Below are 24835 nucleotides of genomic sequence, written 5' to 3' on the forward strand. Positions count from 1 at the left end.
CCATGAACCCATTGCCCACCAAAGAGCAGATCCGTCAGTGGATCGCCGAGAACCCCGGCCTTTCGGCCAAGCGTGACATTGCCAAAGCCTTCGGGATCAAGGGTGACGCGCGGATTGACCTCAAGCGGCTTCTGGCCGAACTGGAGGGGGAAGGCACACTGCAAAAGACGGCCCGCCGTTTCCGTCCGGCCGGGGAATTGCCGCCGGTATCGGTGCTTTTGGTGCTGGCGCCCGATGCCGCGGGTGACCTTTATGCCCGTCCGCTGGAAGAGGGGGTGGAAGAGGGACTGCGTATTCTGATCATCCCCAAGCACGGCGATCCTGCGCTGGGCGGCGGTGACCGGATTCTGGCGCGGCTGTCCAAGGTTGATCTGGATGATTACCAGTATGAGGCGCGGCTGATCCGGCGGATCGGGACCAACCCGCTCAAGGTGTTGGGCGTGTTTCGTGCCGGGGCCGAAGGCGGCCGGATCGTGCCCATCGACAAGGGGCAGGACAAGGAATGGCGCGTTGCGCGTGACCTGACGATGGAGGCCCGCGACGGCGAGCTGGTCGAAGCAGAGGCGGTGGGAAACCGCCGCCAGATGGGTTTGCCGCAGGCGCGGATCACCGCCCGGCTGGGCGACCCCGCCGGGCCGCGCGCCGTCAGCCTGATTGCCATTCATCAGCACGGCATTCCCGACCAGTTTCCCGATGCCGTGATTGCCGAGGCTGACCGCGCCGATCCGGTGGTGGGTTTGTCGGGCCGCACCGATCTGCGCGACCTGCCGCTGGTCACCATTGACCCGATTGACGCCCGCGACCGCGATGACGCCTGCTATGCCGAACCCGACCGCGAGGCGGGCAATGACGGCGGCCATATCGTCTGGGTCGCCATTGCCGATGTGGCGCATTACGTCACCCCCGGCTCGGCGCTTGACCGCGAGGCGCGGCGGCGCGGCAACTCGACCTATTTCCCCGACCGGGTGGTGCCGATGCTGCCCGATATCCTGTCGGGCGATCTGTGTTCGCTGCACGAGCATGTGGACCGTGCCTGTCTGGCGGTGCGGATGCGGCTGGATGCGCAGGGGCAGAAGATTTCTCACCGTTTCGTGCGGGGAATGATGCGCTCGTCCGGGTCGCTGCATTACGCACAGGTGCAGGCGGCGGTGGACGGGGCGCCGGATGAGAAGACGGCCCCCCTGCTCGACCGGGTGCTGACGCCGCTTTACGCCGCCTATGAGGCGGCAAAGCAGGCCCGTGCCGCGCGGCAACCGCTGGACCTTGATCTGCCCGAGCGCAAGATCGTGCTGTCGGATGAGGGCAAGGTTCTGTCGGTCGATTTCAAGGAGCGGCTTGAGGCGCACAAGCTGATCGAGGAATTCATGGTCCTCGCCAATGTCTGTGCCGCCGAAGAGTTGCAGCGGCTCAAGCAGCCGCTTCTCTACCGGGTTCACGAAGAACCCTCGCCGCAAAAGCTGGAAAGCCTGCGTGAGGTGGCCGAGGCTTCGGGTTTCGTGCTGGCCAAGGGGCAGGTGCTGAAGACCGCGCATCTGAACCGGCTTCTGGCGCAGGCCGAGGGCACCGAGTTTGACGAGCTGATGAACATTTCCACCCTGCGCAGCATGACGCAGGCCTATTACAATCCGCAGAACTTCGGCCATTTCGGGCTGGCGCTGAAGAACTACGCCCATTTCACCAGCCCGATCCGGCGATATTCCGATCTGATCGTGCATCGGGCGCTGATCCGGGGGCATGGCTGGGGCGGCGACGGGCTGTCGCAGGGCGATATCGAAGCGCTGGACGAAACCGGCAAGCTGATTTCCGATGCCGAGCGGCGCAGCATGGCGGCGGAACGTGACACCACCGACCGTTACCTTGCGGCCTTTCTGGCCGACCGGGTGGGGGCCGAGTTTGCGGGCCGCATCTCGGGCGTGCAGCGCTTTGGCCTGTTCGTGAAGCTGGATGAGACGGGGGCCGACGGGCTGATCCCGATCCGTGAATTGGGGCGCGAGTTCTTTCATTATGACGAGGCGAGCCAAAGCCTGATCGGTGCCGATACCGGCACGGTGTTCAGTATTGGACAGCGCGTCACCGTGCGGCTGGTCGAAGCGGTGCCGGTGACTGGTGGGCTGGTGCTGCAATTGCTGACGGCCGAGGGCAGCGCGCTGGCCGTGGGCAAGCCGGGCAAGCGGGGCGGGCGTTATCAGCCGCGCAAGCCGGGTGCGCAATCGGCCCGGGATGCCGCGCTGAAGCGCAAGGTTCTGCGCAAGCGGCGGTAGGGCATGGGGCGCTGGGCATTTCTTCTTTTGCTGGCGCTGACCGCCCCCTTGCCCGCGCAGGAACGGAGGATCGAGGTCGTGATCGAGGGCAACCAGCAGGGGCTTGACGCCTGGGTCGAAGGGTTCCGGGGCCGGGCGCTGGCGGTGGGGATTTCCCCCGCGGCCTTTCAGGAGGGGATGGCCGGGGTCACCTTCCTGCCCAAGGTGGTGGAGCGTGACCGGCGGCAGGACGAATTCACCAAGGCGATCTGGGATTACCTTGACAAAGCGGTGTCGGAGGACCGCATCGCGCTGGGCCAGAGGGCGTTGCGCGACGAGGCGGCGGTTCTGGACCGGATCGAGGCGACCTATGGCGTGGACCGTCAGGCGGTGGTGGCGATCTGGGGGCTGGAAAGCAGCTATGGCGCGGTGCGCGGCGATATTCCGACGATCTCGGCGCTGGCCACATTGGCCTATGACGGGCGGCGCGGCGCGTTCTTTGAGGGCGAGCTGATCGAGGCGCTGCGGATATTGCAGGGCGGCCATGTGGCGCCGGGGGCGATGTTGGGTTCCTGGGCCGGGGCGATGGGGCATACGCAATTCATGCCCTCAAGCTGGGCCAAGTTGGCGGTCGATTTCGACGGCGACGGCAAGCGCAACATCTGGAGCGACGATCCTGCCGACGCGCTGGCCTCGACCGCAGCCTATCTGGCCAAGGCCGGCTGGAAGAAGGGCGCGCCGTGGGGCCGCGAGGTGCGGCTGCCCGAGGGGTTCGATTATCTGCTGGCCGGGCCGCGCACGCAGAAGCCCTTGGCCTATTGGGCCGGGCTGGGCGTGACCGATGCCGCAGGCGGTGCCTTGGCGGGCGAGGATTGGGCCTCGCTTCTCTTGCCGGCGGGGGCGGGGGGGCCGGCCTTTCTGATCTTCGACAATTTCGCCGCGATCGAGACCTATAACCTTGCCGATTCCTATGTCATCGCCGTGGGTCATCTGGCGGATCGTCTGGCGGGCGGCGGGCCGTTTCTGGCGCCCTGGCCGCGCGATCTGCGGGTGCTGGACTATTTCGAGCGGATCGAGTTGCAGGAGCGGCTGACGACGGCGGGTTTCGACACGTTGGGGGCCGATGCCAAGATGGGGCCGCGCACCTTGGCCGCGATTCGTGGTTATCAGGTGAAATCGGGGCTTCTGCCCGATGGCTACCCCTCGCTGCCGTTGCTGGAACGGTTGCGTTCAGAACAGCCTGTGCGATAGCGCACAGCGGATGTGCGGCAATGACGGCGGCAATGACAACTGCGTGAGGCGGCCAACTGGCCCGAAAATTTCCTGCAAACAAAGGGCAGGCCATGCCTAAGCTGGTCCGGCAAGTCCATTGCAGGAGGATAAATTGAAGAAGCTTACCCAAGCGCTCGTCTTCGGGATGATCGTGGCCGGCGGCATTGCCTATGCCGAAACCGAAGCCACCGACCCGACCGTGATCGCCAGGCAGGATCTGATGAAATCGTTCGGCGGCGCGGCCAAGGTTCTGGGCGGCATGGCCAGCGGCGAGGTTGCCTTCGACGCCGCGGCGGCCGAAGCGGCCAAGGCCACGCTGGTCAATGGCTCGGCCGAGATTGCGGCCAAGTTCACCGACAATCCCAGCGACCCGGGCAGTGAAGCCAAGCCGGAAATCTGGACCGGCTGGGATGCGTTCCTTGCCAAGGCGCAGGGCCTGAATTCGGCGGCGACGGCGCTGGATGTGGCTTCGGCAGAAGGCATCGGCGCCGGCATGGGCGCCGTTGGCGGCGCCTGCAAAGCCTGCCATACCGATTATCGGATGTGATTCAGGGCAAGGCCCCCGCAACCCGGGGGCCTTGCAACCCTCAGCCGCAGGAGACGCGGGTGATACGTTCGGCCCCGTTGACTTCGATGTTCAGCCGGGCAGGCGAATAATCCATCGTCACCGCCTGACCGGGGCGGATCACCCGGACCTGCTGCGAAAACCGCATGGTTTCTAGCACCGAAGCAGGCTCTCCCACCAGAAATTGCAGATCCAGCGCGCCACAGGCGTTGACCGGCATCGGATCAACCGGGGCGGGCGGCAGGGGTGCCGTCTCGACACAGGCGGCAAGGGCAAGCGGGGCAAGCAGCAGGATACGGCGCAGCATCGGATAACCTTTCTTGAAAAGTGCGGCCTCAGCCGCAGAACAATCTTCGGATGCGGCCCTGCACATCCACTTCGGCATTCAGGCGGTCGGGGCGGATGTCATCCGTCACCTCCTGCCCGGGCCACAGCACCCGCAACCGGTCGCCCAGCGGAAAATCTGCCAGCGCAGCCATGGGTTTGCCCCCCATCGCGGGCATTTGCGCCAGACCGCAACGGTCCGGCTGCGGCGGAATCATCTCGGCCACCGGCCCCATGCGATAACTTGCCTGCCCGATGCAGCCCGCCAGAAACAGCATGGCGAGCAGGGCAGCAGGGGGCAATAGCCGCATGAGATGTCGTTTCCCGCGTTGATTTCTCCTGCTTTCTCGCACAGCTTGCGCGAGATGATAAGGGGAGGAAGACCCATGCGAACCCGTGCTGCCGTCGCCGTTGCCGCAGGCAAACCGCTTGAGATCATGGAAGTGAATCTCGCCGATCCCAAAGAGGGCGAGGTTCTGGTGGAGATCAAGGCCACCGGCATTTGCCACACCGACGAATTCACCCTGTCGGGCGCCGACCCCGAGGGGCTGTTCCCGGCCATTCTGGGCCATGAAGGCGCGGGCGTGGTCATTGCGGTCGGCCCGGGGGTGAAATCGCTGAAAGTGGGCGATCACGTCATCCCGCTTTACACGCCGGAATGCCGCGAATGCCCGTCCTGCCTGTCGCAGAAAACCAACCTCTGCACCTCGATCCGCGCGACGCAGGGGCAGGGCCTGATGCCTGACGGCACCAGCCGGTTTTCGATGCTGGATGGCACGCCGATCCATCATTACATGGGCTGCTCGACCTTCGCCAACCATACGGTGGTGCCGGAAATCGCGCTGGCGAAGGTGCGTGACGACGCGCCCTTTGACAAGATTTGCTATATCGGCTGCGGGGTTACCACCGGCGTTGGCGCGGTTCTGAACACCGCCAAGGTGGAAACCGGCGCCAAGGCGGTGGTCTTTGGTCTGGGCGGGATCGGGCTGAACGTGTTGCAGGGGCTGCGGCTGGCCGGTGCCGACATGATCATCGGGGTGGATATCAACAACGACCGCAAGGCTTGGGGCGAGCGGTTCGGGATGACGCATTTTGTCAACCCGAAGGAAATCGAAGGCTCGGTCGTGCAGCACATCGTCAACCTGACGAAAACCCCGTTCGACCAGATCGGCGGCGCGGATTACTCGTTCGACTGCACCGGCAATGTGAAGGTGATGCGCGACGCGCTGGAATGCACCCACCGCGGCTGGGGTGTGTCGGTGGTGATCGGCGTGGCACCTGCGGGGGCCGAGATTCAGACCCGCCCGTTCCAGCTGGTCACCGGCCGCGTCTGGAAGGGCACGGCATTCGGCGGCGCCCGGGGCCGGACCGATGTGCCGAAGATCGTCGATTGGTATATGGACGGCAAGATCGAGATCGACCCGATGATCACCCACACCCTGCCGCTTGAGCGGATCAACGAAGGGTTTGATCTGATGCATCGCGGCGAAAGCATCCGCACCGTGGTCATCTACTGATGCTGCTGCGGCCCCTTGCCCTGCTGTTCGCGCTGTCCGGCGCGGCGCAGGCCGAGGGGCCGCCGCTGTTGCAGCTTGAGGTGGCCGGAACCCTGCTTGATGTTGGCGCCGACGGCATCGCCCTTGTCGCCATCGAACAGGGCGATGCCGGCTCCGCTGTGCGTGTCCGTCTGGAAAGCAGCTATGACGCCCGGTTGGTCGCCCTGACCGAGGGGCAGATTGGCCAGGAAATCATCCTGCGGGTCTGCGGCGCCGAGGTGATGCGCCCCACCCTGCGCGACGCGCTGACCCGGGCCGAGTTCATGCTGACCGGCAGCGATGCCGAGATGCAGGATATCGCGCGCCGTCTGCACGCCCGCGACTGCGCCGCCGAATTGACGGGTTAGGTCATGGCGGCAACTCCGGGTCTAAAACAGCTTGCCGCCCTTGGGGTCGCGGTCACGCTGCATCCCTATGCCTATGATCCGAACGCCGCCCATATCGGGCTTGCGGCGGCTTCGGCGCTGGGGCTGGACCCGGCGGTCACGCTGAAATGCCTGATGGTCGAGGTGGACGGGCGGCCCGCCTGCTGTGTGATCCCCTCGGGCGCCCAACTGTCGATGAAGCGGGTGGCGGCAGCCTTTGGCGGCAAGGCGGCGGCGATGATGCCCCCGGCAAAGGCCGAGCGGCTGACAGGCTACCACGTCGGCGGCATTTCGCCCTTTGGCCAGAAGAAAGCGGTCCCCACCGCGTTTGAGGCTGCGGCCAGCGCCGCGCCCCGGGTCTGGATCAACGCCGGTGCGCGGGGGCTGTTGCTGGGCATCGCCCCCGCCGATGCGCTGCGCGCCTGCGGCGGGATCGCCGCAGATTTGCTGGCTTAGGCGCTTTTCAGATCGCCGATCAGTGCGTCCAGATCGCCCTTGCGCTTGTCCAGCATGGCACCGATTTCGGCGCGCTCGCTGGCCAGCATGTTCACGCCTTCGATGATGATGTTGAAGAACAGGTTGCGCCCCGACTTGTCCGACACATGCCAGCGCAGATCGAACGGTGCCTCGCCCTTCAGATGCGCGACCGAGATCACCTCGTAATAGCTTTTCACCGGCTGGGCGCCCGTCACCTCGATCGTGCCGCCGATGAATTCACGGAAGCGGCGACCGTATTTGCGGCTGATATAGCCCTGATAAGCCTTGGTGAACGCATTCATCTGGCCCGAAGAGGCGGATTTCGCCGCCGGACCCAGCGCCGAACGGGCAATCACCGCAACATCGGCATATTTCGAGAAAATCCGCTCGAAATCGCCATACATGGCCGTTTCCGACTTGCCCGAGTTGATCACCTTGTTGATGTCACCCACCGCCTTGTCCACCAGGGCGCGGGCTTCATCCACCGTCAGGGCGCGCAGCGGCAGGGGCAGCGCCAGCGCAACTGAGCCAAGCGCAAACCCGGCCGCGAAACGGCGCCGGGAAATCTGGGTGAAGTCATTGTCCATAGGGGTCCTCGTAAGGGTCTTCGAAACTGGCGGACTCGCCGCTGGTCTGGCCCAGTTCATACCGGCGATTCTGCAGGTAAAGCAGTCGCGCCTGAATGTAGCTGTCCGCACTGTCATATAGGATGGAGTCGACCGTAGCGGAATAGCGCCCGCGATCACCAAGTTTTGCAGCAAGTTTCGCCATGGTGCCGACATAGCTTTCCGGCCGGGGCAGCAGATAGTTCATCGGGTCCAGCGCCAGATCGATGACCGAACCCAGTGCATCGCGTTGCGTCGATGGCCCCAGCAGCGGCAGTTCGACATAGGCGCCTTCCTCGACACCCCAGACATGCAGGGTCTCGCCGAAATCGGTCTTCTTCTCGGTCACGCCCATGGCGGTGGCCGGATCGAAGATGCCGCCCAGCCCGATGGTGCTGTTGATGGCAAAGCGCAGCGTATTGTGGGTCGCCCGGCCCAGACGGACCTGCAACAGATTGTTCACCACATCGCCCGGGGTGCCCAGATTGTCGGCAAAATTCCCTATGCCAGTGCTGACCGGGCCGCCGCCCATCCCCGAAGACAGGGGTTTGAGGATGTTGCGGTCCAGCGCCACGTTGAAGGCATGGGTGGCACGATTTTCGGTCTCATACGGGTCGTTGATGCCCTGCGGCGCGGGCGCCGGACCGCAGGCCGCCAGCCCGGCAAGAATCACGAGCGAAAAAGCCCGATAGGGTGCGGAAAGCAATGGAATCGAAAGCTTCATGTTTCTATGGTCCGACTTGCCCGGATCGACGCCGCTTCGCGGGTCGTGAGGCACAGGGATAGGATGCCCCCCGCGCCAAGGCAACGGCCAAGCCGTTGTTGGTCAGGCAAATGGATGATTATTGCCGAGGGCGTTGCCCCGGCGACCAAAGGACGCGGTAAATGCGTGACGAAGCGGAAAAACGGGGCCGGGCCGAGCTTTCCTTGCGGCAGGGCGGGCTTTTGGCGGCGGTTGGCCTTTTCTCGGTGGCCATCAACATCCTGCTGCTGACCGGACCGCTTTACATGCTGCAGGTCTATGACCGGGTGCTGGCCAGCCGGTCCGAGGCGACGCTGGTGGCGCTGTCGCTGTTGGTGGCCTTCCTTTTCATCACCATGGGCGTTCTGGAATATTCCCGGGGCCGGATTCTGGCCCGGATCGGGGCCCAGTTGCAGGACCGGCTGGACTACCAGGTGTTTTCCGCCGCCCATCGCCGTCTGGTGCAGGCCCCGGGCGACCCTGCCGCGCTGGCCGCCCAACGCGATCTTGAGGCGTTGCAGCGTTTCTGGGCCTCGCCCGTGGTGTCGGCCCTGTTTGATGCGCCGTGGACGCCGCTGTTTCTGGCGGCGATCTTTGTGTTTCATCCGATGCTGGGCTGGCTTTCGCTGGGCGGTGGCGCGCTTCTGGTTGCGTTGACCTGGCTGAACCAGCGGGTGACCGGCCCCGCGATGCGCCGCGTCAACGCCTATTCGCTTGAGGCGGAGCGGCGGGCAGAAGACCTCAAATCCAGCTCTGCAACGCTTCTGGCGCTGGGCATGACCGGCAGCGCCTTTGCCCGCTGGAGCGCCATGCGGCGCGATGCCCTGGCCGAGGCGATGTCGGCGGCCGACCGCGGTGGCACCTTTGGCGCGCTGACGCGCACCCTGCGCATGGGGCTGCAATCGGCGGTGCTGGGTCTGGGTGCCTGGCTGGTGCTGCGGAATGAACTCAGCGCCGGGGCGATGATTGCCGGTTCGATCCTGATGGGCCGTTGCCTGCAACCGATCGAGCAGATGATCGGCCAATGGGGCGTGGTGACCCGGGCGCTTGAAGGGCATCAGCGGCTTGCCGGCCTGTTGGGCCGCTGCCCGCCCGAAGCGCCGCGCATCGACTTGCCGCGCCCCGCGGCGCGGATCGAGGCGCTGAACCTGACGGTTTTTCCCCCCGGAGAGCAGACCGCCGTGCTGCGTGGCGTCAGCTTCAGGATGGAGCCGGGGCAGGCGATTGGCGTGATCGGGCCTTCGGGGGCGGGCAAATCCTCGCTCGCGCGGGCGCTGACCGGCATCTGGCCCGCGGCGGGGGGCACGGTGCGGCTGGATGGTGCCACGCCAGATCAGTTCGGACCGGACCGTCTGGGGCGGCTGATCGGCTATCTGCCGCAAAGCGTGGCGCTGTTCGATGGAACCATCGCGGAAAACATCGCCCGGCTGGACCCCAACCCCGACAGTGCCGCCGTGGTCGCCGCCGCGCAGCGCGCCGCCGCGCATGAGATGATCAAGCGCCTGCCGCAGGGCTATGAAACCCGGGTTTCGGCGCTGGCGGGCCGCCTGTCCGGCGGGCAGTTGCAGCGCATCGGTCTGGCGCGGGCGCTTTATGGCAATCCGGTGTTTCTGGTGCTGGATGAACCGAACTCGAACCTCGATAATGACGGCACCGTCGCGCTGAACACCGCCATCCGCGAACAGAAGGCGGCGGGCGGTGGTGTGCTGATCATGGCGCATCGGCCGGCCGCCATTCAGGAATGCGACATGCTGCTGGTGCTGGAAGAAGGGGTCCGCCGCGCCTTTGGTCCGCGCGATCAGGTGCTGCGCGACATGGTGCGCAACCATACCGAACTGGTCCGCAACCCCGGCCCCGGAGGTGTGGCATGAACGGGGCACCCGTGAACCCCGCGCTGTCGGCGCGCCGCCCGGTGGTGCTGGGCCTTGTCGCGCTGGTCGTCGTGCTGGTGGTGATGCTGGGATGGGGGGCGTTGACCACGATCTCGGGGGCGATCATCGCCCATGGCCGGGTCGAGGTGGCGCAGAACCGGCAGATCGTGCAGCATCCCGATGGCGGCGTCGTCGCCGAAATCGCCGTGACCGAGGCGCAATCGGTGCAGGCGGGGGATGTGCTGATCCGGCTGGACGGCACGCTTGTCGCTTCGGACCTTGCCATTGTCGAGGCGCGGCTGTTCGAGACCATGGCCCACCGCGCCCGGCTTGAGGCGGAGCGGGATGGCCGCGACAGCCTGACCTTCGCGCCCGAACTTGTGACGCTGGCCGAAACCCGCCCCGAGGTGGCCGCGCTGATCAAGGGGCAGAGCGCGCTGTTCGATGCCCGCCGCGACACGGTGCAGAAACAGACCGAGCAGCTTCAGCGCCGGATGGAGCAGATCGCCTCGCAGGTCAGCGGCATCCGCGCACAGGAACATGCGCTTGGCCAGCAACTGGACATCGTCGCGCGGGAGCTGGCCGACCAGAAGGGGCTTCTGGAAAAGGGGCTGGCTCAGGCCAGCCGCGTTCTGGCACTTGAACGCGAGCAGGCCGGGCTGGATGGCAGTCTGGGCGAGGCTGTGGCCAGCCGCGCACAGGCCGAGGGCCGCGCAACCGAGGTGGAGCTTGAAATCCTGCGCCTTGCTGATCTACGCCGGGAAGAGGCCGCGACCGGCCTGCGCGATCTGGCGCCGCAAGAGGCCGAACTGGCCGAACGCCGCCGCAGCCTGCTGGAAAAGCTGGACCGGCTGGTGATTCGCGCCCCGGTTTCCGGTTTGGTTCTGGGCTTGCAGGTTACCAGCCCCCGTTCCGTCATCCGGGCGGCAGAACCGCTGCTGTTCATCGTGCCGCAGGACCGGCCGCTGATCGTGACGGCGCAACTGTCGCCGATGGACATTGACGAGGTTCACCCCGATCAGCCGGTGCGCCTGCGCCTTGCTTCGCTGCCGGGCCGCACGACGCCGGAACTCATGGCCAACATTGCGACGATTTCCGCCGATGCGCTGACCGATGACACGGGCAAGATCAGCTATTACCGCGCCGAAATCCGGCTGCCGCAAGCGGCGCTGGACAGTCTGGGCGACCTGCGTCTGGTGCCGGGGATGCCGGTCGAGGCGTTTATCCAGACCGGCGACCGCTCGCCCCTGTCCTATCTGATGCAGCCGTTTATGGATTACGTCCACATGGCCTTCCGCGAAAGCTGATCCTGCCAGTTGGCCCGCGGGGGCTATACACAGGCCCCGCAGCCGTGTATGGCACCCGCTACGGCGCGGAAAAGTCCGAGCGCGAGGGGCAAGGGAGGCCGCTTCGCCAGAGGGATGAGGTGCCGGAAACGGGCTTCACGGGCGCAGGGCGCCCTCCTGATTGGACAAGATATGAATGACATGGGTATTGCCGCGCCTTTGGCCGCGGCTATTCGGGCCAAGGGCTATGACAGCCTGACCCCGGTGCAAGAGGCCGTTCTCGCCGAGGGCGTGGCGGGCCGCGATGCGCTGGTTTCCGCACAGACCGGATCGGGCAAGACGGTGGCCTTTGGCCTTGCCATCGCGCCGGAAGTGCTGGCCGGGCAGGACAAGCTGCTTTACGCGGATCAGCCGCTGGCGCTGATCGTGGCGCCGACGCGCGAACTTGCGCTTCAGGTCAAGCGCGAGCTGGACTGGCTTTATGGTGCTGCGGGCGCGCAGATTGCCTCCTGTGTCGGTGGTATGGACTACCGCACCGAAAAGCGCAGCCTTGAGCGGGGCGCGCATATCGTCGTCGGCACCCCGGGCCGTCTGCGCGACCATATCGAACGTCACAGCCTTGATCTGTCGGGCATCCGCGCCGTTGTGCTGGACGAGGCGGATGAGATGCTGGACCTCGGCTTTGCCGAAGATCTTGAATTCATCCTTGCCGCCGCCCCGGAAGAACGCCGGACCCTGATGTTCTCGGCCACGGTGCCGAAGGAAATCGAAAAGCTGGCCGCCACCTTCCAGCGCGACGCGCTGCGGATCGTCGCGCAGGGCGAGCAGAAGCAGCATGGCGACATCGGCTACCGCGCGATGTCGGTCGCGGTGCGCGACCGCGAACATGCCATCTTCAACACCCTGCGTTTCTATGAGGCGCAAACCGCCATCGTCTTCTGCAAGACCCGGGCGAATGTGAACCATCTGTTTGCCCGCATGGGCAACCGGGGTTTTCAGGTTGTGGCGCTGTCGGGGGAACTCAGCCAGTCCGAGCGCAGCCATGCGCTGCAATCGCTGCGCGACGGGCGGGCGCGGGTTTGCATCGCCACCGACGTCGCGGCACGGGGCATCGACCTGCCGGGGCTGGAACTGGTGATCCATGCCGATCTGCCGTCGAACTCGGAAACCCTGTTGCACCGTTCGGGCCGCACCGGGCGCGCGGGCAAGAAGGGCACCTCGGTCCTGATCGTGACCCCCGCCGATTTCCGCAAGGCCAACCGCATCCTGCAAGGCGCCAAGGTTGAGGCGGAGTGGATCAAGGCCCCCTCTGCCGAAGAGGTGCAAGAGCGCGACGACATGCGCCTGATGGAACATGCCACGCTGACCGAAGCCCCCGGCGATGAAACCGCGATGGCAGATGCGCTGATCGGTCGCTTTGGCGCGCAGAATGTCGCGGCGGCTTTCGTGCGGTTGTGGCGCGAGGGGCGTTCGGCGCCCGAGGTTCTGTCGGATTCGCTGCCGCCCGTCGCCCCCGCTGCGCCGCGGGTGCGGGGCGAGTTTGGCCCTTCGGTCTGGTTCAAGATTTCCATTGGCCACACCGGCCGCGCCGAGGCGCGCTGGCTTTTGCCGAAAATCTGCGATGCCGGCAGCATTGCCAAGGATTCCATCGGTGCCATCCGCGTGCAGCAGGAGGTGACCTATGTGCAACTGGCCGAGGCCGTTGCCAGCCGCTTCCGCGACATGACCGAGTTGGACAAGGATCTGATGATGGAGCGTCTGGCGGGCGAGCCGACGCTTGAGCGGCCCGAGCGTCCGGCCTATGGCGAGCGTCCCGAGCGTGCGCCGCGCACTGAACGCGCCCCACGCCCCGAGCGGGCCGAGCGTCCGGCCTACAGCCCCAAACCTTCGCGCTTTGTCGATGAGGACAGCCCCGCCGCCCCGCCGCGGCCCGAGCGCAAGCCCTATGCGCCGCGCGACGATGCGGCCCCGCGTAAGCCCTATGCCAAGCGCGAAGACGGTGACCGCAAGCCCTATGCGCCGCGTGAAGAGGGTGCCAAGCGCCCCTATACGCCCCGCCCCGATGGCGAGCGCAAGCCTTGGGCTCCGCGTGAGGATGGGCCGAAAAAGCCCTATGCCCCCCGGGCCCGTGCCGAAGACGGCGAGCGCAAGCCCTATGTCAAGCGCGAGGAAGGCACCGAGCGCAAGCCGCGCTGGGGCGCAGGTGACAAGACCGCAGCTCCGCGTGCGGCGGCTTATAAAAGCCACGGCGGCGCGGACAAACCCGCCCGGGCCGCAGGCTATAAAAGCCACAGCGCCGATGGCGAGGCTCCGGCCAAGCGCACCTATGCCCCCAAGGGCGACGAGGCGCGGCCCTATGTGAAACGCGAAGGCGCACCGAAAGCTGCCGGGTTCAAGAGCCACGGCGCCGAGGGCAAAAAGCCCTATGCACCCCGCACGGCCAAACCTGCGGCCCCCAAGACCGATGCGCGCGATACCACCAAGCGTTTCGTGCCGCCGAAGCCCAAACGCTGAGGATTGGGGCGGGGCGGTTCCGCCGCCCTGCCCGACCTGCTACCCGGCCAGCCGCGCCAGAAGCGGCGCCATCAGGCCCGGCGCCGCGGCAACCACGCCCGCAGCCCGGGCCTGATCGCTGTTGAAACGGATGTCGCGGCCCCGCGCGTCGCGCACTATCGCCCCAGCCCGGGCGCAGATCAGAAGCCCCGCCGCAATGTCCCATTCCCACGAGGGGCGGAAGGTCAGCATCGCATCATAGGCACCTTCGGCCACAAGGCACAGCCGATAGGCGATCGAGGCCCGGAAATGCCGGGAAAACCCCGGAACCGGCCCCCGCCAATGTTCGGGCGCCAGTGCGGGTTTCGTGGCCAGAACCCGGGCGGTTTCCGGGTCGGCCGCGGCGCTGGCGGCAATCGGCGCCTCGTTCAGCAGCGCAGGCCCGTCGCGCCATGCGGTGAACATCTGGTCCAGCGCGGGCAGATAAACCGCCGCCGCCGTGATCTGCCCGTTTTGCGCCACGGCCAGCGAATGGGCGAAATGCGGCTCTCCGGCGATGAAGGCGCGGGTGCCGTCGATCGGGTCGATGATGAAGACATGCTCGGCATCCAGCCGTGTGCCGTCATCCACGCTTTCCTCGGACAGCCAGCCATAGCCGGGCCGGGCACCGCGCAGCCGGTCCTCCAGCATGACATTCACCGCCAGATCGGCCTCGGTCACCGGGCCTTGCCCCGGTTTTTCCCAGACCTGCGGATCGGACTTCCACCAGCCCAGCGCGATGCGCCCGGCTTCGCGGGCAGCTTCGGTCAGCAGGGCAAGATCACGCTCCGGCAAGGGTCAGCCCGTCGATCAGGATCGAGGGAACGCGGGTGGACAAATGCGCGCGGGCATCGTTGGCAGGGATGATCCGCAAGAGCATGTCGCGCAGATTGCCCGCGATGGTGCATTCGTTGACGGGATATTTCACCTCGCCCCCCTCCACCCAGAAACCCGAGGCGCCGCGCGAATAATCGCCCGTCGTGGGGTTGATGGTGGAGCCGATCAGCGAGGTCACCAGAAGCCCGGTCCCCATGTCGCGGATCAGATCGGCGCGGGTGGCACTCCCCGGCGTCAGCTCGATGTTCGAGGTCGAAGGCGCGGGCGGCGAAGAGGTGCCCCGCGCCGCATTGGCGGTTGACGCCATCCCCAGCCTGCGCGCCGTCCCAAGGTCCAGCGTCCAGCCGGTCAGCACGCCGTTGTCGATGATGGCCCGGCGGGCGGTGGGCAGACCCTCGGCATCGAACGGGCGGCTGCCCGAGATGCGCGGGCGCAGCGGATCTTCGATCACCGACAGGCCCGCAGGCAGCACCTGTTGGCCCAGCGCCTCGCGCAGCCAGCTTGCGCCGCGGGCGATGGCGGCGCCGTTCACCGCGCCAAGGATATGCCCGATCAGCGAGGCGGCGATGCGTTCGTCAAACAGCACCGGATAGCTGCCGGTCCGGGGCCGGGTCGCCCCGGCCCGGGCCAAAGTGCGTTCGGCGGCCAGTGCGCCGATGCTGGCGGCATCCGGCATATCGGCCTGAAACACCCGGCCTTCGCCGGCATAATCCCGCTCCATCCCGGTGCCTTCGCCGGTGAAAGCGACGGCCGAGGTGGAACGCGAACTGCGCGAATAGGCGCCGGAGAACCCGTTGCTTGCCGCCAGATGCACCGAGCGGAAGGAATAACCTGCCGAAGCCTCGACCTGCACGATGCCTTGCACCGCCATCGCCGCCGCTTCGGCGGCGCGTGCATCGGCCTCAAGCGCGGCAGCCGGGGGTTCGGGGCTGGTATCGGCCAGTTGCAGCGCCGCAAGATCCCAACCCTGCGCCAGTTGGCCGGGTTCGGCCAGCCCGGCATGGGGGTCTTCGGGCGCCTCCCGGGCCATGGCGACGGCGCGTTCGGCCAATCGCGCAATGGTGGCATCCGAAATGTCCGATGCCGAAACGCAGGCTTGCCGCCCGCCGATCAGCACCCGCAGCCCGATCTCCACCCCTTCGGCGCGTTCGGCCTGTTCCAGCCGTCCGGCGCGGATGTCGATGGATTGCGAGCGGCCTTCGACCGCGATGGCATCGGCGGCGCCGGCCCCCGCACGGCGCGCAGCATCAAGCAGCGACTGGGTCAGGCGTTCAAGGCGTTCGGGCATCGTCGTCCTTTCGGGGCCGCAGCGGCGGCTTGCGGCCAAGATCATGCTTCGGGCGGGGATTTCAAGCCCCGCAAGGCAAGGGGCCGCCCGGTCACCCGGACGGCCCCCTTTTCCAAAGGCGGCGTTACTGAATTTGCTGGCCGTTGGCGAAGAAATGCTTGTCCTTGAATTCCAGCGTCGAGGTCAGCTCATCCTCGCCCGCGCCGGGGTTGGCGAACATCGCCACCATCATCCGCGCGCCGGTCGCATCTTCTTCCGACAACAGCCCCATCGCCACCAGACTGTCGAGCAGCTTGTTGCCCCCCGTCAGTTTCAGGTCGATCTTGCCGGTCGGAGCCGGGACGCCGCCGAAAGTCATCATGTCGGTGTTGTCGAAGGTAAAGGCCCCGGCGCCGTTCAACTCGGCCCCCGCGACCTTGACCTTGATTTCGCCGATGTCCAGCGCGTGCAACTCGCCCGGAGGGGCTTCGCCCAGCGCGGCCATCGCCGCTTCGTTCATGATGTCGGTGGTCAGCTTGACCTTGCCCTTGGTGTCGATGATCACCGTGGCCGGATCATGCGCCAACATGCCGGTGGGGTCGCCCATCGCCCAGATTTCCTCGGGCAGGGTCAGATCGATCACCTTGGCCAGGAAGGTAAAGTCCTGCACCTCTTCCGAGGCGACGATCGGAATGAGGAAGGTCGCGGCACTTTCCGCCCACGAGACATTGACCTGCGGCAGCGGAATGTCCGGGCTGGACATCGACAGCGCCACCCCCTTGCCTGCCGAGCTGTAAAGCAGCCGCGCGGCATCCATCGCCAGTTGGAAGCTGCCGCTTTGGGCACTGCCGGTGATCTTGGTCGGGCCCTTGGCTTCGGTCACCGCAAGGTCATAGGACACCGCGCCATAGGTCAGGCCCGCATCCATGGTAAAGCCTTTGGTCAGCGCCTCGGCCAACTCGCCCTCAAGCCCGACGAAATTGCCGCTGGCCTTGACGGCGGGGGCCATCACGCTGGCCGTCAGCACCACGTCCGAGCCGTCCTCGGGGTTCTTCGCCTTGACGTTCAGGGCAAGGCTTTCGGCGGTGAAATCCGAGGTCAGGTCAAATCCGCCCTCGACCGCAGCCATCTGATAGCTGCCGCTGAGATTGGTCAGGAGCGCCGTCACATCGGCCCCAGCCGCCGCCGCATCGGCGCCGTCGATCTTGGTCAGGGCGATCTTCATTTCCGGCGCGGTAAAGGCGTAGTCGGTCTCGTCCGGCGTGCCGCTGGCGATGACCGAAAGACCGGGGTTGGAAATGGTGATCTCGGCGCTGGTGGCCTTGGCGTCCCCCATCGCGGGCGTGTCGATGACCAAAGTATAGCTGTCGGACATGGTGATTTCGACCGTGCCGTCACCCTGATCGGTAAAGGTCACCTCGGGGATTGTGCTGGTCGTGGTGGTGCCGTCCTTGGTGCCGGTCACCACCAGATCGGTGACGACAAAGGCATCACCATCCTGCGCCGCGCTGCCGGTGGTCAGGGTCTGGCCCGAAACGGTCAGCTCCTCTTGCCAGTTGTTCCAGATGTCTTCGGGGGTGACATCGGCGAAGGCCGCACTGGAAAGCAGGGCTACGGCGGCGGTTGAGCTTGCAAGCTTCCAATAGGTCATGGCGATGCCTTTCTGATCTGAAATTTCGCGCAAGCATCCCGCCAAGGGTGGGGTCCGGTCAAGGGATTCCGTTGACAAGGACGGAATCCTGACGGCCTTTGTCATGGCCAATCGGAGGGGTCGGAATGCAGGGCAAGGTTGTGGTGATCACAGGGGCCAGTCGCGGCATCGGCGCGGCGGCGGCGCGGGTCTTTGCCGCCGCCGGGGCGCAGGTGGCGCTTCTGGCGCGCAGTGCCGATGCGGTGGCGCGTCTGGCGCAGGAGATCGGGCCGCAGGCTATGGCGCTGGGCTGTGACGTGGCCGATGCGCAGGCGGTGCAGGCGGCGGTTGACGGCGTGGTCGCCCGCTGGGGGCGGCTGGATGTGCTGATCAACAATGCCGGCGTGATCGACCCGATTGCCCGGCTGACCGAGGCGGATGCGGCGGACTGGGGCCGCGCCATCGACATCAACCTGAAGGGCGTGTTCCACGGCATCCGGGCCGCGGTGCCGGTGATGCGGGCGCAGGGCGGCGGCACGGTGATCACCGTGTCCTCGGGTGCCGCCACCAATCCGCTGGAGGGGTGGAGCAGCTATTGCGCCGGTAAGGCCGGCGCGCTGATGCTGACCCGCGCGCTGCATCTGGAAGAGGGGGGCCATGGCATCCGCGCCCTTGGCCTGTCGCCCGGCACGGTGGCGACCGAGATGCAGGTGAAGATCAAAGCCAGCGGCGTGAACCCGGTTTCGGCGCTGGATCCTTCGGTGCATATCCCCGCCGATTGGCCGGCGCGGGCGCTGTTGTGGATGTGCGGCCCTGCGGCAGGTGGCTGGCTTGGCAAGGACATTTCTTTGCGCGATGAGGCGGTCAGGAAAGCGGTAGGGTTGATTGCATGATCGGGATTCAGGACAGCGGGCCCTTGTGGGTTCTGACGCTGCGGCGGCCGGAAAAGGCCAATTCGCTGACGCGCACCATGCTGGAAGCGCTGGCGCGCACTGTGCGGCGGGCGAGTGTCGAGGGCGCCCGGGCGATCCTGCTTACCGGCGAAGGAAAAGTGTTTTCAGCAGGCGCTGATCTTGACGAGGCGCGGGCGGGTCTGGCAACGGCGCCCGTCTGGGAAGAGCTGTCTTCGGCCATCGCGGCCTTTCCGGGGCTGACCATCGCCGCGCTGAACGGCACGCTGGCGGGCGGGGCGATGGGCATGGTTCTGGCCTGTGATATCCGGTTGGCGGTGCCCACGGCCAAGTTCTTTTACCCGGTGATGAAGCTGGGCTTTCTGCCGCAGCCCTCTGACCCCGCTCGGCTGGCGGCGCTGATCGGCCCGGCGCGGGCCAAGATGATCCTGATGGGCGGCGCGAAGATTGAAGCGGAAGAGGCGCTGGCCTGGGGCCTGATCGACCGGATCGTGGCAACCGAGGCGTTGACAGAGACCGCACTGGCGCTTGCCGCCGATACGCTGGCCGCCAGCCCGGCCCATGCGGCGGCGATCAAGCGGCTGGTGCCATAGCAAAAGGCCCCCGGTTTCCCGGGGGCCTTTGTCTTAGTGAACCACCGCCTGCGCCGGACGTTCGCGGCGCGAGGCGCTGATCCGGTCGCCGATGATCAGCCCATCCGGCCCTGCGGAAACCTTGACCACCGAACCGTCCAGCACATCGCCAGCCAGCAGCATTTCCGCCAGCGGGTCTTGCAGGTGGCGCTGGATCACCCGCTTCAGGGGCCGCGCGCCGAACACCGGGTCATAGCCTTCATCCGCCAGCCAAGCCTTGGCATCGCGGTCTAGCTCCAGCGTGATCTTCCGCCCGGCCAGCCGCTTTTCAAGGCGGCGCAGCTGGATGGTGACGATCCCGTCCATATCCGCCCGGTTCAGCCGGTCGAAGATGATCTGTTCATCCAGACGGTTCAGGAATTCGGGCCGGAAATGCGCTCGCACCGCCTCTTCCACCATATGCCGCGCCGGGGCCGGATCGGCGCCTTCCGGCAGTTCCGACAGCGCCCGCGCCCCGAGGTTGGAGGTCAGCACGATCAGCGTCTGTTTGAAGTCCACCCGGTGGCCCTGACCATCGGTCAGAACGCCATCATCCAAGACCTGCAACAGCACGTTGAACACATCCGGGTGGGCCTTTTCCACCTCGTCGAACAGCACGACCTGATAGGGGCGGCGACGGACCGCTTCGGTCAGCACACCACCCTCGTCATAGCCGACATAGCCCGGAGGGGCGCCGATCAGCCGCGCGACCGAATGCTTCTCCATGAATTCGCTCATGTCGATGCGGACCATCGCATTCTCGTCGTCGAACAGGTATTCGGCCACCGCCTTGGTCAGCTCGGTCTTGCCCACGCCGGTCGGACCAAGGAACAGGAAGCTGCCCAGCGGCCGCCCCTCATCATTCAGCCCGGCCCGGGCGCGGCGCACGGCATTGGCCACGGCCACAACTGCGGCGTGCTGCCCGATGACGCGCTTGCCCAGCTCGTCCTCCATCCGCAAGAGCTTTTCCTTCTCGCCCTCAAGCATCTTGGTGGTGGGAATGCCGGTCCAGCGTTCCACCACTTCGGCAATCTGCTCGGGCCGCACGGCTTCGGCGACAAGGGCATCGCCTTCGCGGGCTTCGGCTTCGGCCAGCGACTTTTCCAGCCCGGGGATGCGGCCATACTGCAATTCCCCGGCCTTGGCGAAATCGCCCTCGCGCTTGGCCTGCTCAAGCTCGGCACGGGCACGGTCAAGCTGCTCTTTCAGATCGCGGGCGGCTTCCAGACTGTCGCGTTCGGTCTGCCACTTGGCCGTCATCTCGGCCGAGCGTTCCATCAGATCGGCAAGCTCTTTCTCCAGCTTTTCCAGCCGGTCTTTCGAAGCCGCGTCGTCTTCCTTCTTCAGCGCCTCGGCCTCGATCTGGCCTTGCAGAATTTGACGGTCCAGCGCGTCAAGCTCTTCGGGTTTGCTGTCCACCTCCATCCGCAGACGCGAAGCGGCCTCGTCCATCAGGTCAATGGCCTTGTCGGGCAGGAAACGGTCGGTGATGTAGCGATGGCTCAGGGTGGCCGCAGCCACCAGCGCGGCATCAGCGATGCGCACACCGTGGTGAAGCTCATACTTCTCCTTGATGCCGCGCAGGATCGAGATGGTGTCCTCGACCGTCGGCTCCGACACCATCACCGGCTGGAACCGGCGGGCAAGGGCGGCGTCTTTTTCGACATACTTGCGGTATTCGTCCAGCGTGGTGGCGCCGACGCAATGCAGCTCGCCCCGGGCAAGCGCCGGTTTGATCAGGTTGGCGGCATCCATCGCGCCGTCCGATTTGCCCGCACCGACCAGCGTGTGCATCTCGTCGATGAAGAGGATGATCTCGCCCGCCGCCGCCTCGATTTCCTTGAGGATCGCCTTCAGACGCTCTTCGAAATCACCGCGGTATTTCGCCCCGGCAATCAGCGCGCCCATGTCCAGCGCCATCAGCTTCTTGTTGCGCAAGGATTCCGGCACGTCGCCGTTCACGATGCGCAGGGCAAGCCCTTCGGCAATCGCGGTCTTGCCCACGCCCGGCTCGCCGATCAGCACCGGGTTGTTCTTGGTGCGACGGCTCAACACCTGCATGGCGCGGCGAATCTCGTCGTCGCGGCCGATGATCGGGTCAATCTTGCCTTCTGCCGCCGCTTCGGTCAGGTCGCGGGCGTATTTCTTGAGGGCATCATAGCCCTCTTCCGCCGAAGCGCTGTCGGCGGTGCGGCCCTTGCGGATGTCATTGATCGCCGCGTTCAGCTTTTGCGCGGTCACGGCACCGGCATCCAGCGCCTCTTTGGCCTTGGAGGCGACCATGGCCAGCGCCATCAGAATGCGCTCGACCGGGACAAAGCTGTCACCCGCCTTCTTGGCCACCTTTTCAGCCTCGTCCAGCACCTTGGCAAGGCCCGGGTCCATGAAGGGCTGGGCATCGCCCGTCACCTTGGGCAGCTTGGCCAGCGACAGGGCCAGCGCCTCGGTCACACGGGCGGGTTCGCCACCGGCGCGGCGGATCAGATTGGCCGAAAGCCCCTGATCATCGTCCATCAACGCCTTGAGCAGATGTTCCGGCGACAACCGCTGATGGTTTTCGCGCATTGCAATCGTCTGGGCCGCCTGCAGAAAACCGCGCGACCGCTCCGTGAATTTCTCCAAATTCATCGGTCATTCTCCTTTTTCAAGCACCGCCCGCGAACGCCCTTTCAAGGCACGCCCGCATTGGCCTTGCGCCAGATTTGGGATGCGGCACCGCCGCTTGCAAGCCTTCTGCATGAGGTGGCCGAAAATATCGCGGCGGTGATCGCCAATGCGGAAATCCGCCGGTTTGCCCACAACCTTCGGCGGAGCAGCGCGTGCGCGGAAACCCGCGCTTGCGGCCCGGCAACAGCAGAGCGCCTATGGTTGAAAACAGCACAGGCACTGCATGACCGACACGCTTCAACCCCTGATCCACAAGGCCCAGCTTCTGGGTCTGCGCGTTCACGTCGCCCGCGCCGGGCTGTGCCTTGGCGATGCGGCCCGCGCCTTGCCGCTGGAAGACGGCTCGATCGCGGTCGAGGCCGAGGTGCGCCGCCCGCTGCTTGGTCTCTTGCCGCGGCGCCGTGCCACGATCCTGGGGCATCTGGGCCCGGCGGCCAGCCGCATTCTTGCCCCGGCGATTGCCGAAGGCCGCCCGCTGCGCCTGCGGATCGTCGGGCTGACGCCGGAACATCTGGCTGGTCCGCAAGGCCCCGAGGTCCACGTCTCGGTCTGGGGCGAGGCGCGGGGTTAATCCGGCAGATAGCGCATATAGGCAAAGGCACTGCCATCGGGCGCCCAGTTCGGCACGTTGATCGTGCCCTGCCCGCCGGTGAAAGAGGCCGCCACCCGCCGGTTGCCGCCCTCCGGGTCGCACAGCACCAGCGAGACCGGCAGATCGGGCGGATGGCCAAGGGTGCCCGGCGGATAGGCAAGATAAAGCAGATGCCGCCCGCAAGGCGAGGGATGCGGAAACCAGTTCACATTCTCATCGGCAAACAGCTTGCGCTGGCCGCTGCCATCCGCCGCCATCACCCAGATCTGCGCATGACCGTCGCGGTCGCAGTTGTAATAGATGCGGGCGCCATCGGGGCTGTAATCCGGCCCGTCGCAATGACCTTCGCCCATGGTCAGCCGTCGCTCGGCTTCGCCGGAAACCAGCGTGTAGACGTCAATCACCCGGCTGCCGCCCCGCGCCGCAACATAGGTCAACGTGACACCATCGGGCGATTGCCCGTGCCACCAGCTTGGCGCCTGCGGGCTGATCTTGTCGGGTTCCCCACCGCTCACCGGAATCCGGTAGATCTGCGATCCCTGCCCCTCGTGATGGGATGAGAGCAGGATGTTCTGCCCATCCGGGCTGATGCCGTGGTCATTGTTGCAGCGGGTGGCGGCGCCGGTTTCAATCCGTTCCAGCGCGGGCGCGGCCAGATCGACCCGGTAAAGCAGCCCATCACCGTTGACCAAAAGCCATTTTCCGCAGGGCGACCAGTTCGGCGCCTCGATCCGCCCCGCAACCTCCAGCACCGGGCGGACGCGGCCGGTGGCAATCTCATGGATTTCCAGAAAGCTGCGCATCACTCTCTCGATTTGGGGGTCAGCAGCCGCTTTGGCCGCAGCGCCTCGGCCGCCTTGAACAGGCCGAAGGTCTGGTTGACGTAATTCACCACCCCGCCGATCTGGTCGAGGTATTTCTGCAATTCCGGCGTCCGCTCTGCCTCGATCACCTGCACCGGGCGATCGGGGCCTTCGGCCTCGAACTGCACATAGAACAGCGGCTCACCCCGGCGCAGGATCAGGTCTTTGGCCGGTTCATGCCATTCAAAGGCCCACATCAGCGGCCGCGGCCAGATGTTCAGCGGGAAGCGCCCGCCAAAGATCGTGCCCGGCAGCGGATCGGGCCGGTAATGCATGAAGGCCGAAAGCTGCGTGACGTAAACTGTTTCATCGGCGATGAAGCAATAGGGCAGGGCAAGCTGCGCCGTGGGCCGGTCGGGATAGCGCCATTCCGCCTCGGCCACCAGCGACAGCACCTCGCCCAGCTTGTTGCTGCGGATGGTGCTGGACCCGCCGGCCCGGTTGACCAGAACCGCCTTGCCCTTGTCGTCGCGGGTAAAGCCGACATGAATGTCGAACGGGCATTTCACCATGAAATACCGGCTTTCAAGCTGAATCACCCCGGGGCAGCGGGCCGCACTTTTGGCATGGGTCCGGTTGGTCTGGCGAAAGCTCACCCGTTCGGGCGGATCATACAGCACCGCGCCCTTGTCGCTGGTCAGGAACCAGCCAACCTGAACCGGGCCGCTTTTCGGCCCTTCCTCGGGGCGCTCGAAAGTAAGGGTGATGTCCATGCCCGGCCTCTTGGTGTTTCGCGGCAGAGTTCCACCGGCATAGGGCCCTGTCAATGCCACCTCCTGACGCAAGACTTGACAGAGCTATCCCTTGCCCGCATGACCCGCGGACCCCCAAAACCCCGGATGATGGAGCAAGCCATGACTCTGACCGCAGACGACCGCCTGATCGTGGCGCTGGATGTGCCGAATGTGGTGCAGGGGCTCGATCTGGCTGCCCGGATCGGCGATGCCGTCAGCTTCTACAAGATCGGGCTGGGAATGCTGACCGGCGGCGGCTTTGCGCTGGCCAATGAGCTGAAGCAGGAACAGGGCAAGCGGATCTTTCTGGACATGAAGCTGTTCGATATCGGCGCTACGGTAGAGGCGGCGGTGCGGGGGCTGGCGCAATATGACCTCGATTTCCTGACAGTGCATGGCGACCCGCAGGTGGTGCGCGCCGCGGCCGAGGGGCGGCGGGGCCATGCCACGCAGATCCTTGCCGTGACGGTGCTGACCTCGCTGGACCGGGCCGATCTGGACGCCAACCTGATCAAGCCGGGCGACCTGCGCGAGATCACGCTGGAACGCGCGGCGCGGGCACTTGAGGCCGGGGCAGACGGCGTGATCGCCAGCCCGCAGGAGGCGGCGCTGATCCGCGCGCTGCCGCAGGCGGCGGGCAAGCTGATCGTCACGCCGGGCGTGCGGCCGATGGGGGCCGATGCCGGCGACCAGAAGCGCATCGCCACCCCGGCGCAAGCCATTGCCGACGGCGCCGATCATATCGTGGTGGGTCGCCCCGTCTGGCAGGCCAAAGACCCGCGTGCGGCGGCGGCGGCGATTGTCGCGGAACTCGCGGACATCTGACCAAGGCCGGGGATTTCACACCCCCCGGACCCCTGTGGAGTATTTCGGGGGTGCGGGGGCTGG

The 24835-nt window shown here is 66.1% G+C and carries 23 protein-coding genes; 13 read left to right on the forward strand and 10 right to left on the reverse strand.

All coding sequences use genetic code 11. The annotated features are described in order from the left end of the window. Nucleotides 1–2: 2 nt before the first annotated feature. The 3 genes from rnr (at nucleotide 3) to HS053_RS17950 (ending at nucleotide 4059) form a co-directional block, all read left to right on the forward strand. Nucleotides 3–2261 (forward strand): ribonuclease R, encoded by a 2259-nt coding sequence (rnr, locus tag HS053_RS17940; RefSeq protein ID WP_174212619.1) that lies wholly within the window; start codon nucleotides 3–5, stop codon nucleotides 2259–2261. 3 nt (nucleotides 2262–2264) lie between these two features. Further along, the gene (locus HS053_RS17945; protein WP_174212620.1) at nucleotides 2265–3491 is read left to right on the forward strand and encodes a lytic murein transglycosylase; all 1227 of its coding nucleotides are present in this window, start codon (nucleotides 2265–2267) and stop codon (nucleotides 3489–3491) included. 133 nt (nucleotides 3492–3624) lie between these two features. Then, complete coding sequence (locus HS053_RS17950) at nucleotides 3625–4059, forward strand: c-type cytochrome (protein ID WP_174212621.1); 435 nt, start codon at nucleotides 3625–3627, stop codon at nucleotides 4057–4059. A gap of 40 nt (nucleotides 4060–4099) precedes the next feature. Here HS053_RS17950 and HS053_RS17955 read toward each other — a convergent pair whose 3' ends face one another. Next, on the reverse strand, nucleotides 4100–4384 hold the full coding sequence (locus HS053_RS17955) for an I78 family peptidase inhibitor (RefSeq protein ID WP_174212622.1): 285 nt from the start codon (nucleotides 4382–4384) through the stop codon (nucleotides 4100–4102). 28 nt (nucleotides 4385–4412) lie between these two features. Next, nucleotides 4413–4712 (reverse strand): I78 family peptidase inhibitor, encoded by a 300-nt coding sequence (locus HS053_RS17960; protein ID WP_174212623.1) that lies wholly within the window; start codon nucleotides 4710–4712, stop codon nucleotides 4413–4415. Nucleotides 4713–4787: 75 nt separating this feature from the next. On the opposite strand from HS053_RS17960, the gene HS053_RS17965 reads away from it, so the two are divergent. The 3 genes from HS053_RS17965 to HS053_RS17975 are packed head-to-tail and all read left to right on the forward strand — an operon-like array spanning nucleotide 4788 to nucleotide 6778. Next, on the forward strand, nucleotides 4788–5918 hold the full coding sequence (locus HS053_RS17965) for an S-(hydroxymethyl)glutathione dehydrogenase/class III alcohol dehydrogenase (protein WP_174212624.1): 1131 nt from the start codon (nucleotides 4788–4790) through the stop codon (nucleotides 5916–5918). Beyond that, on the forward strand, nucleotides 5918–6304 hold the full coding sequence (locus HS053_RS17970) for a hypothetical protein (RefSeq protein WP_174212625.1): 387 nt from the start codon (nucleotides 5918–5920) through the stop codon (nucleotides 6302–6304). The genes HS053_RS17965 and HS053_RS17970 overlap by 1 nt, the downstream gene beginning before the upstream one ends. Before the next feature lie 3 nt (nucleotides 6305–6307). Further along, the gene (locus HS053_RS17975; RefSeq protein WP_174212626.1) at nucleotides 6308–6778 is read left to right on the forward strand and encodes a YbaK/EbsC family protein; all 471 of its coding nucleotides are present in this window, start codon (nucleotides 6308–6310) and stop codon (nucleotides 6776–6778) included. On the opposite strand, the gene HS053_RS17980 is transcribed toward HS053_RS17975, so the two are convergent. Both HS053_RS17980 and HS053_RS17985 read right to left on the reverse strand, forming a co-directional pair. After that, nucleotides 6775–7386: an MlaC/ttg2D family ABC transporter substrate-binding protein gene (locus tag HS053_RS17980; protein ID WP_174212627.1), complete on the reverse strand. Its 612-nt coding sequence runs from the start codon at nucleotides 7384–7386 to the stop codon at nucleotides 6775–6777. The two genes, HS053_RS17975 and HS053_RS17980, sit on opposite strands and share 4 nt — an antisense overlap. Then, nucleotides 7376–8128, reverse strand: a complete 753-nt coding sequence (locus tag HS053_RS17985) for an MlaA family lipoprotein (protein WP_174212628.1) — start codon at nucleotides 8126–8128, stop codon at nucleotides 7376–7378. The genes HS053_RS17980 and HS053_RS17985 overlap by 11 nt, the downstream gene beginning before the upstream one ends. A 161-nt stretch (nucleotides 8129–8289) precedes the next feature. Between HS053_RS17985 and HS053_RS17990 the strand changes: the two genes are divergently transcribed. The 3 genes from HS053_RS17990 to HS053_RS18000 all read left to right on the forward strand — a co-directional run bounded on the left by HS053_RS17990 (nucleotide 8290) and on the right by HS053_RS18000 (nucleotide 13817). Further along, entirely contained in the window at nucleotides 8290–10017 is a 1728-nt protein-coding gene (locus HS053_RS17990; protein ID WP_174212629.1) for a type I secretion system permease/ATPase, read from the forward strand. Beyond that, complete coding sequence (locus HS053_RS17995; RefSeq protein ID WP_174212630.1) at nucleotides 10014–11324, forward strand: HlyD family type I secretion periplasmic adaptor subunit; 1311 nt, start codon at nucleotides 10014–10016, stop codon at nucleotides 11322–11324. Before HS053_RS17990 ends, HS053_RS17995 begins: the two co-directional genes overlap by 4 nt. 171 nt (nucleotides 11325–11495) lie before the next feature. Continuing rightward, a complete protein-coding gene (locus HS053_RS18000; RefSeq protein WP_174212631.1) occupies nucleotides 11496–13817 on the forward strand; it encodes a DEAD/DEAH box helicase in 2322 nt (773 codons plus the stop codon). A 39-nt stretch (nucleotides 13818–13856) separates the two neighbouring features. Here the strand turns inward: HS053_RS18000 and HS053_RS18005 are convergent, their stop codons facing one another. The 3 genes from HS053_RS18005 to HS053_RS18015 form a co-directional block, all read right to left on the reverse strand. Then, nucleotides 13857–14630, reverse strand: coding sequence for a 3'(2'),5'-bisphosphate nucleotidase CysQ (locus HS053_RS18005; RefSeq protein WP_174212632.1), 774 nt, complete (start codon nucleotides 14628–14630; stop codon nucleotides 13857–13859). Continuing rightward, nucleotides 14617–15960 carry a TldD/PmbA family protein gene (locus tag HS053_RS18010; RefSeq protein ID WP_174212633.1) on the reverse strand — a complete coding sequence of 448 codons (1344 nt, stop codon included), beginning with the start codon at nucleotides 15958–15960 and terminating at the stop codon, nucleotides 14617–14619. Before HS053_RS18010 ends, HS053_RS18005 begins: the two co-directional genes overlap by 14 nt. Before the next feature lie 124 nt (nucleotides 15961–16084). Beyond that, the gene (locus HS053_RS18015) at nucleotides 16085–17590 is read right to left on the reverse strand and encodes a DUF2125 domain-containing protein (protein ID WP_174212634.1); all 1506 of its coding nucleotides are present in this window, start codon (nucleotides 17588–17590) and stop codon (nucleotides 16085–16087) included. Between the two features lie 125 nt (nucleotides 17591–17715). On the opposite strand from HS053_RS18015, the gene HS053_RS18020 reads away from it, so the two are divergent. Next, nucleotides 17716–18462 (forward strand): SDR family oxidoreductase, encoded by a 747-nt coding sequence (locus HS053_RS18020; protein WP_174212635.1) that lies wholly within the window; start codon nucleotides 17716–17718, stop codon nucleotides 18460–18462. Next, entirely contained in the window at nucleotides 18459–19073 is a 615-nt protein-coding gene (locus HS053_RS18025) for an enoyl-CoA hydratase/isomerase family protein (RefSeq protein WP_174212636.1), read from the forward strand. The genes HS053_RS18020 and HS053_RS18025 overlap by 4 nt, the downstream gene beginning before the upstream one ends. Nucleotides 19074–19106: 33 nt before the next feature. On the opposite strand, the gene clpB is transcribed toward HS053_RS18025, so the two are convergent. Continuing rightward, complete coding sequence (gene clpB, locus HS053_RS18030; protein ID WP_174212637.1) at nucleotides 19107–21719, reverse strand: ATP-dependent chaperone ClpB; 2613 nt, start codon at nucleotides 21717–21719, stop codon at nucleotides 19107–19109. A gap of 262 nt (nucleotides 21720–21981) precedes the next feature. Here clpB and HS053_RS18035 point away from each other — a divergent pair, with 262 nt between their 5' ends. Then, on the forward strand, nucleotides 21982–22329 hold the full coding sequence (locus HS053_RS18035; protein WP_174212638.1) for a hypothetical protein: 348 nt from the start codon (nucleotides 21982–21984) through the stop codon (nucleotides 22327–22329). Here the strand turns inward: HS053_RS18035 and HS053_RS18040 are convergent. Continuing rightward, complete coding sequence (locus tag HS053_RS18040) at nucleotides 22326–23153, reverse strand: TolB family protein (protein ID WP_174212639.1); 828 nt, start codon at nucleotides 23151–23153, stop codon at nucleotides 22326–22328. The genes HS053_RS18035 and HS053_RS18040 overlap by 4 nt on opposite strands. Continuing rightward, nucleotides 23153–23926 (reverse strand): hypothetical protein, encoded by a 774-nt coding sequence (locus HS053_RS18045; RefSeq protein WP_174212640.1) that lies wholly within the window; start codon nucleotides 23924–23926, stop codon nucleotides 23153–23155. Before HS053_RS18045 ends, HS053_RS18040 begins: the two co-directional genes overlap by 1 nt. Nucleotides 23927–24067: 141 nt before the next feature. Here HS053_RS18045 and pyrF point away from each other — a divergent pair, with 141 nt between their 5' ends. Next, nucleotides 24068–24772 (forward strand): orotidine-5'-phosphate decarboxylase, encoded by a 705-nt coding sequence (pyrF, locus tag HS053_RS18050; protein WP_174212641.1) that lies wholly within the window; start codon nucleotides 24068–24070, stop codon nucleotides 24770–24772. The last annotated feature ends 63 nt before the right edge of the window (nucleotides 24773–24835 follow it).

The organism is Tabrizicola fusiformis, assembly GCF_013328815.1.
In the GTDB taxonomy this organism is placed as follows: Bacteria; Pseudomonadota; Alphaproteobacteria; order Rhodobacterales; family Rhodobacteraceae; genus Fuscibacter.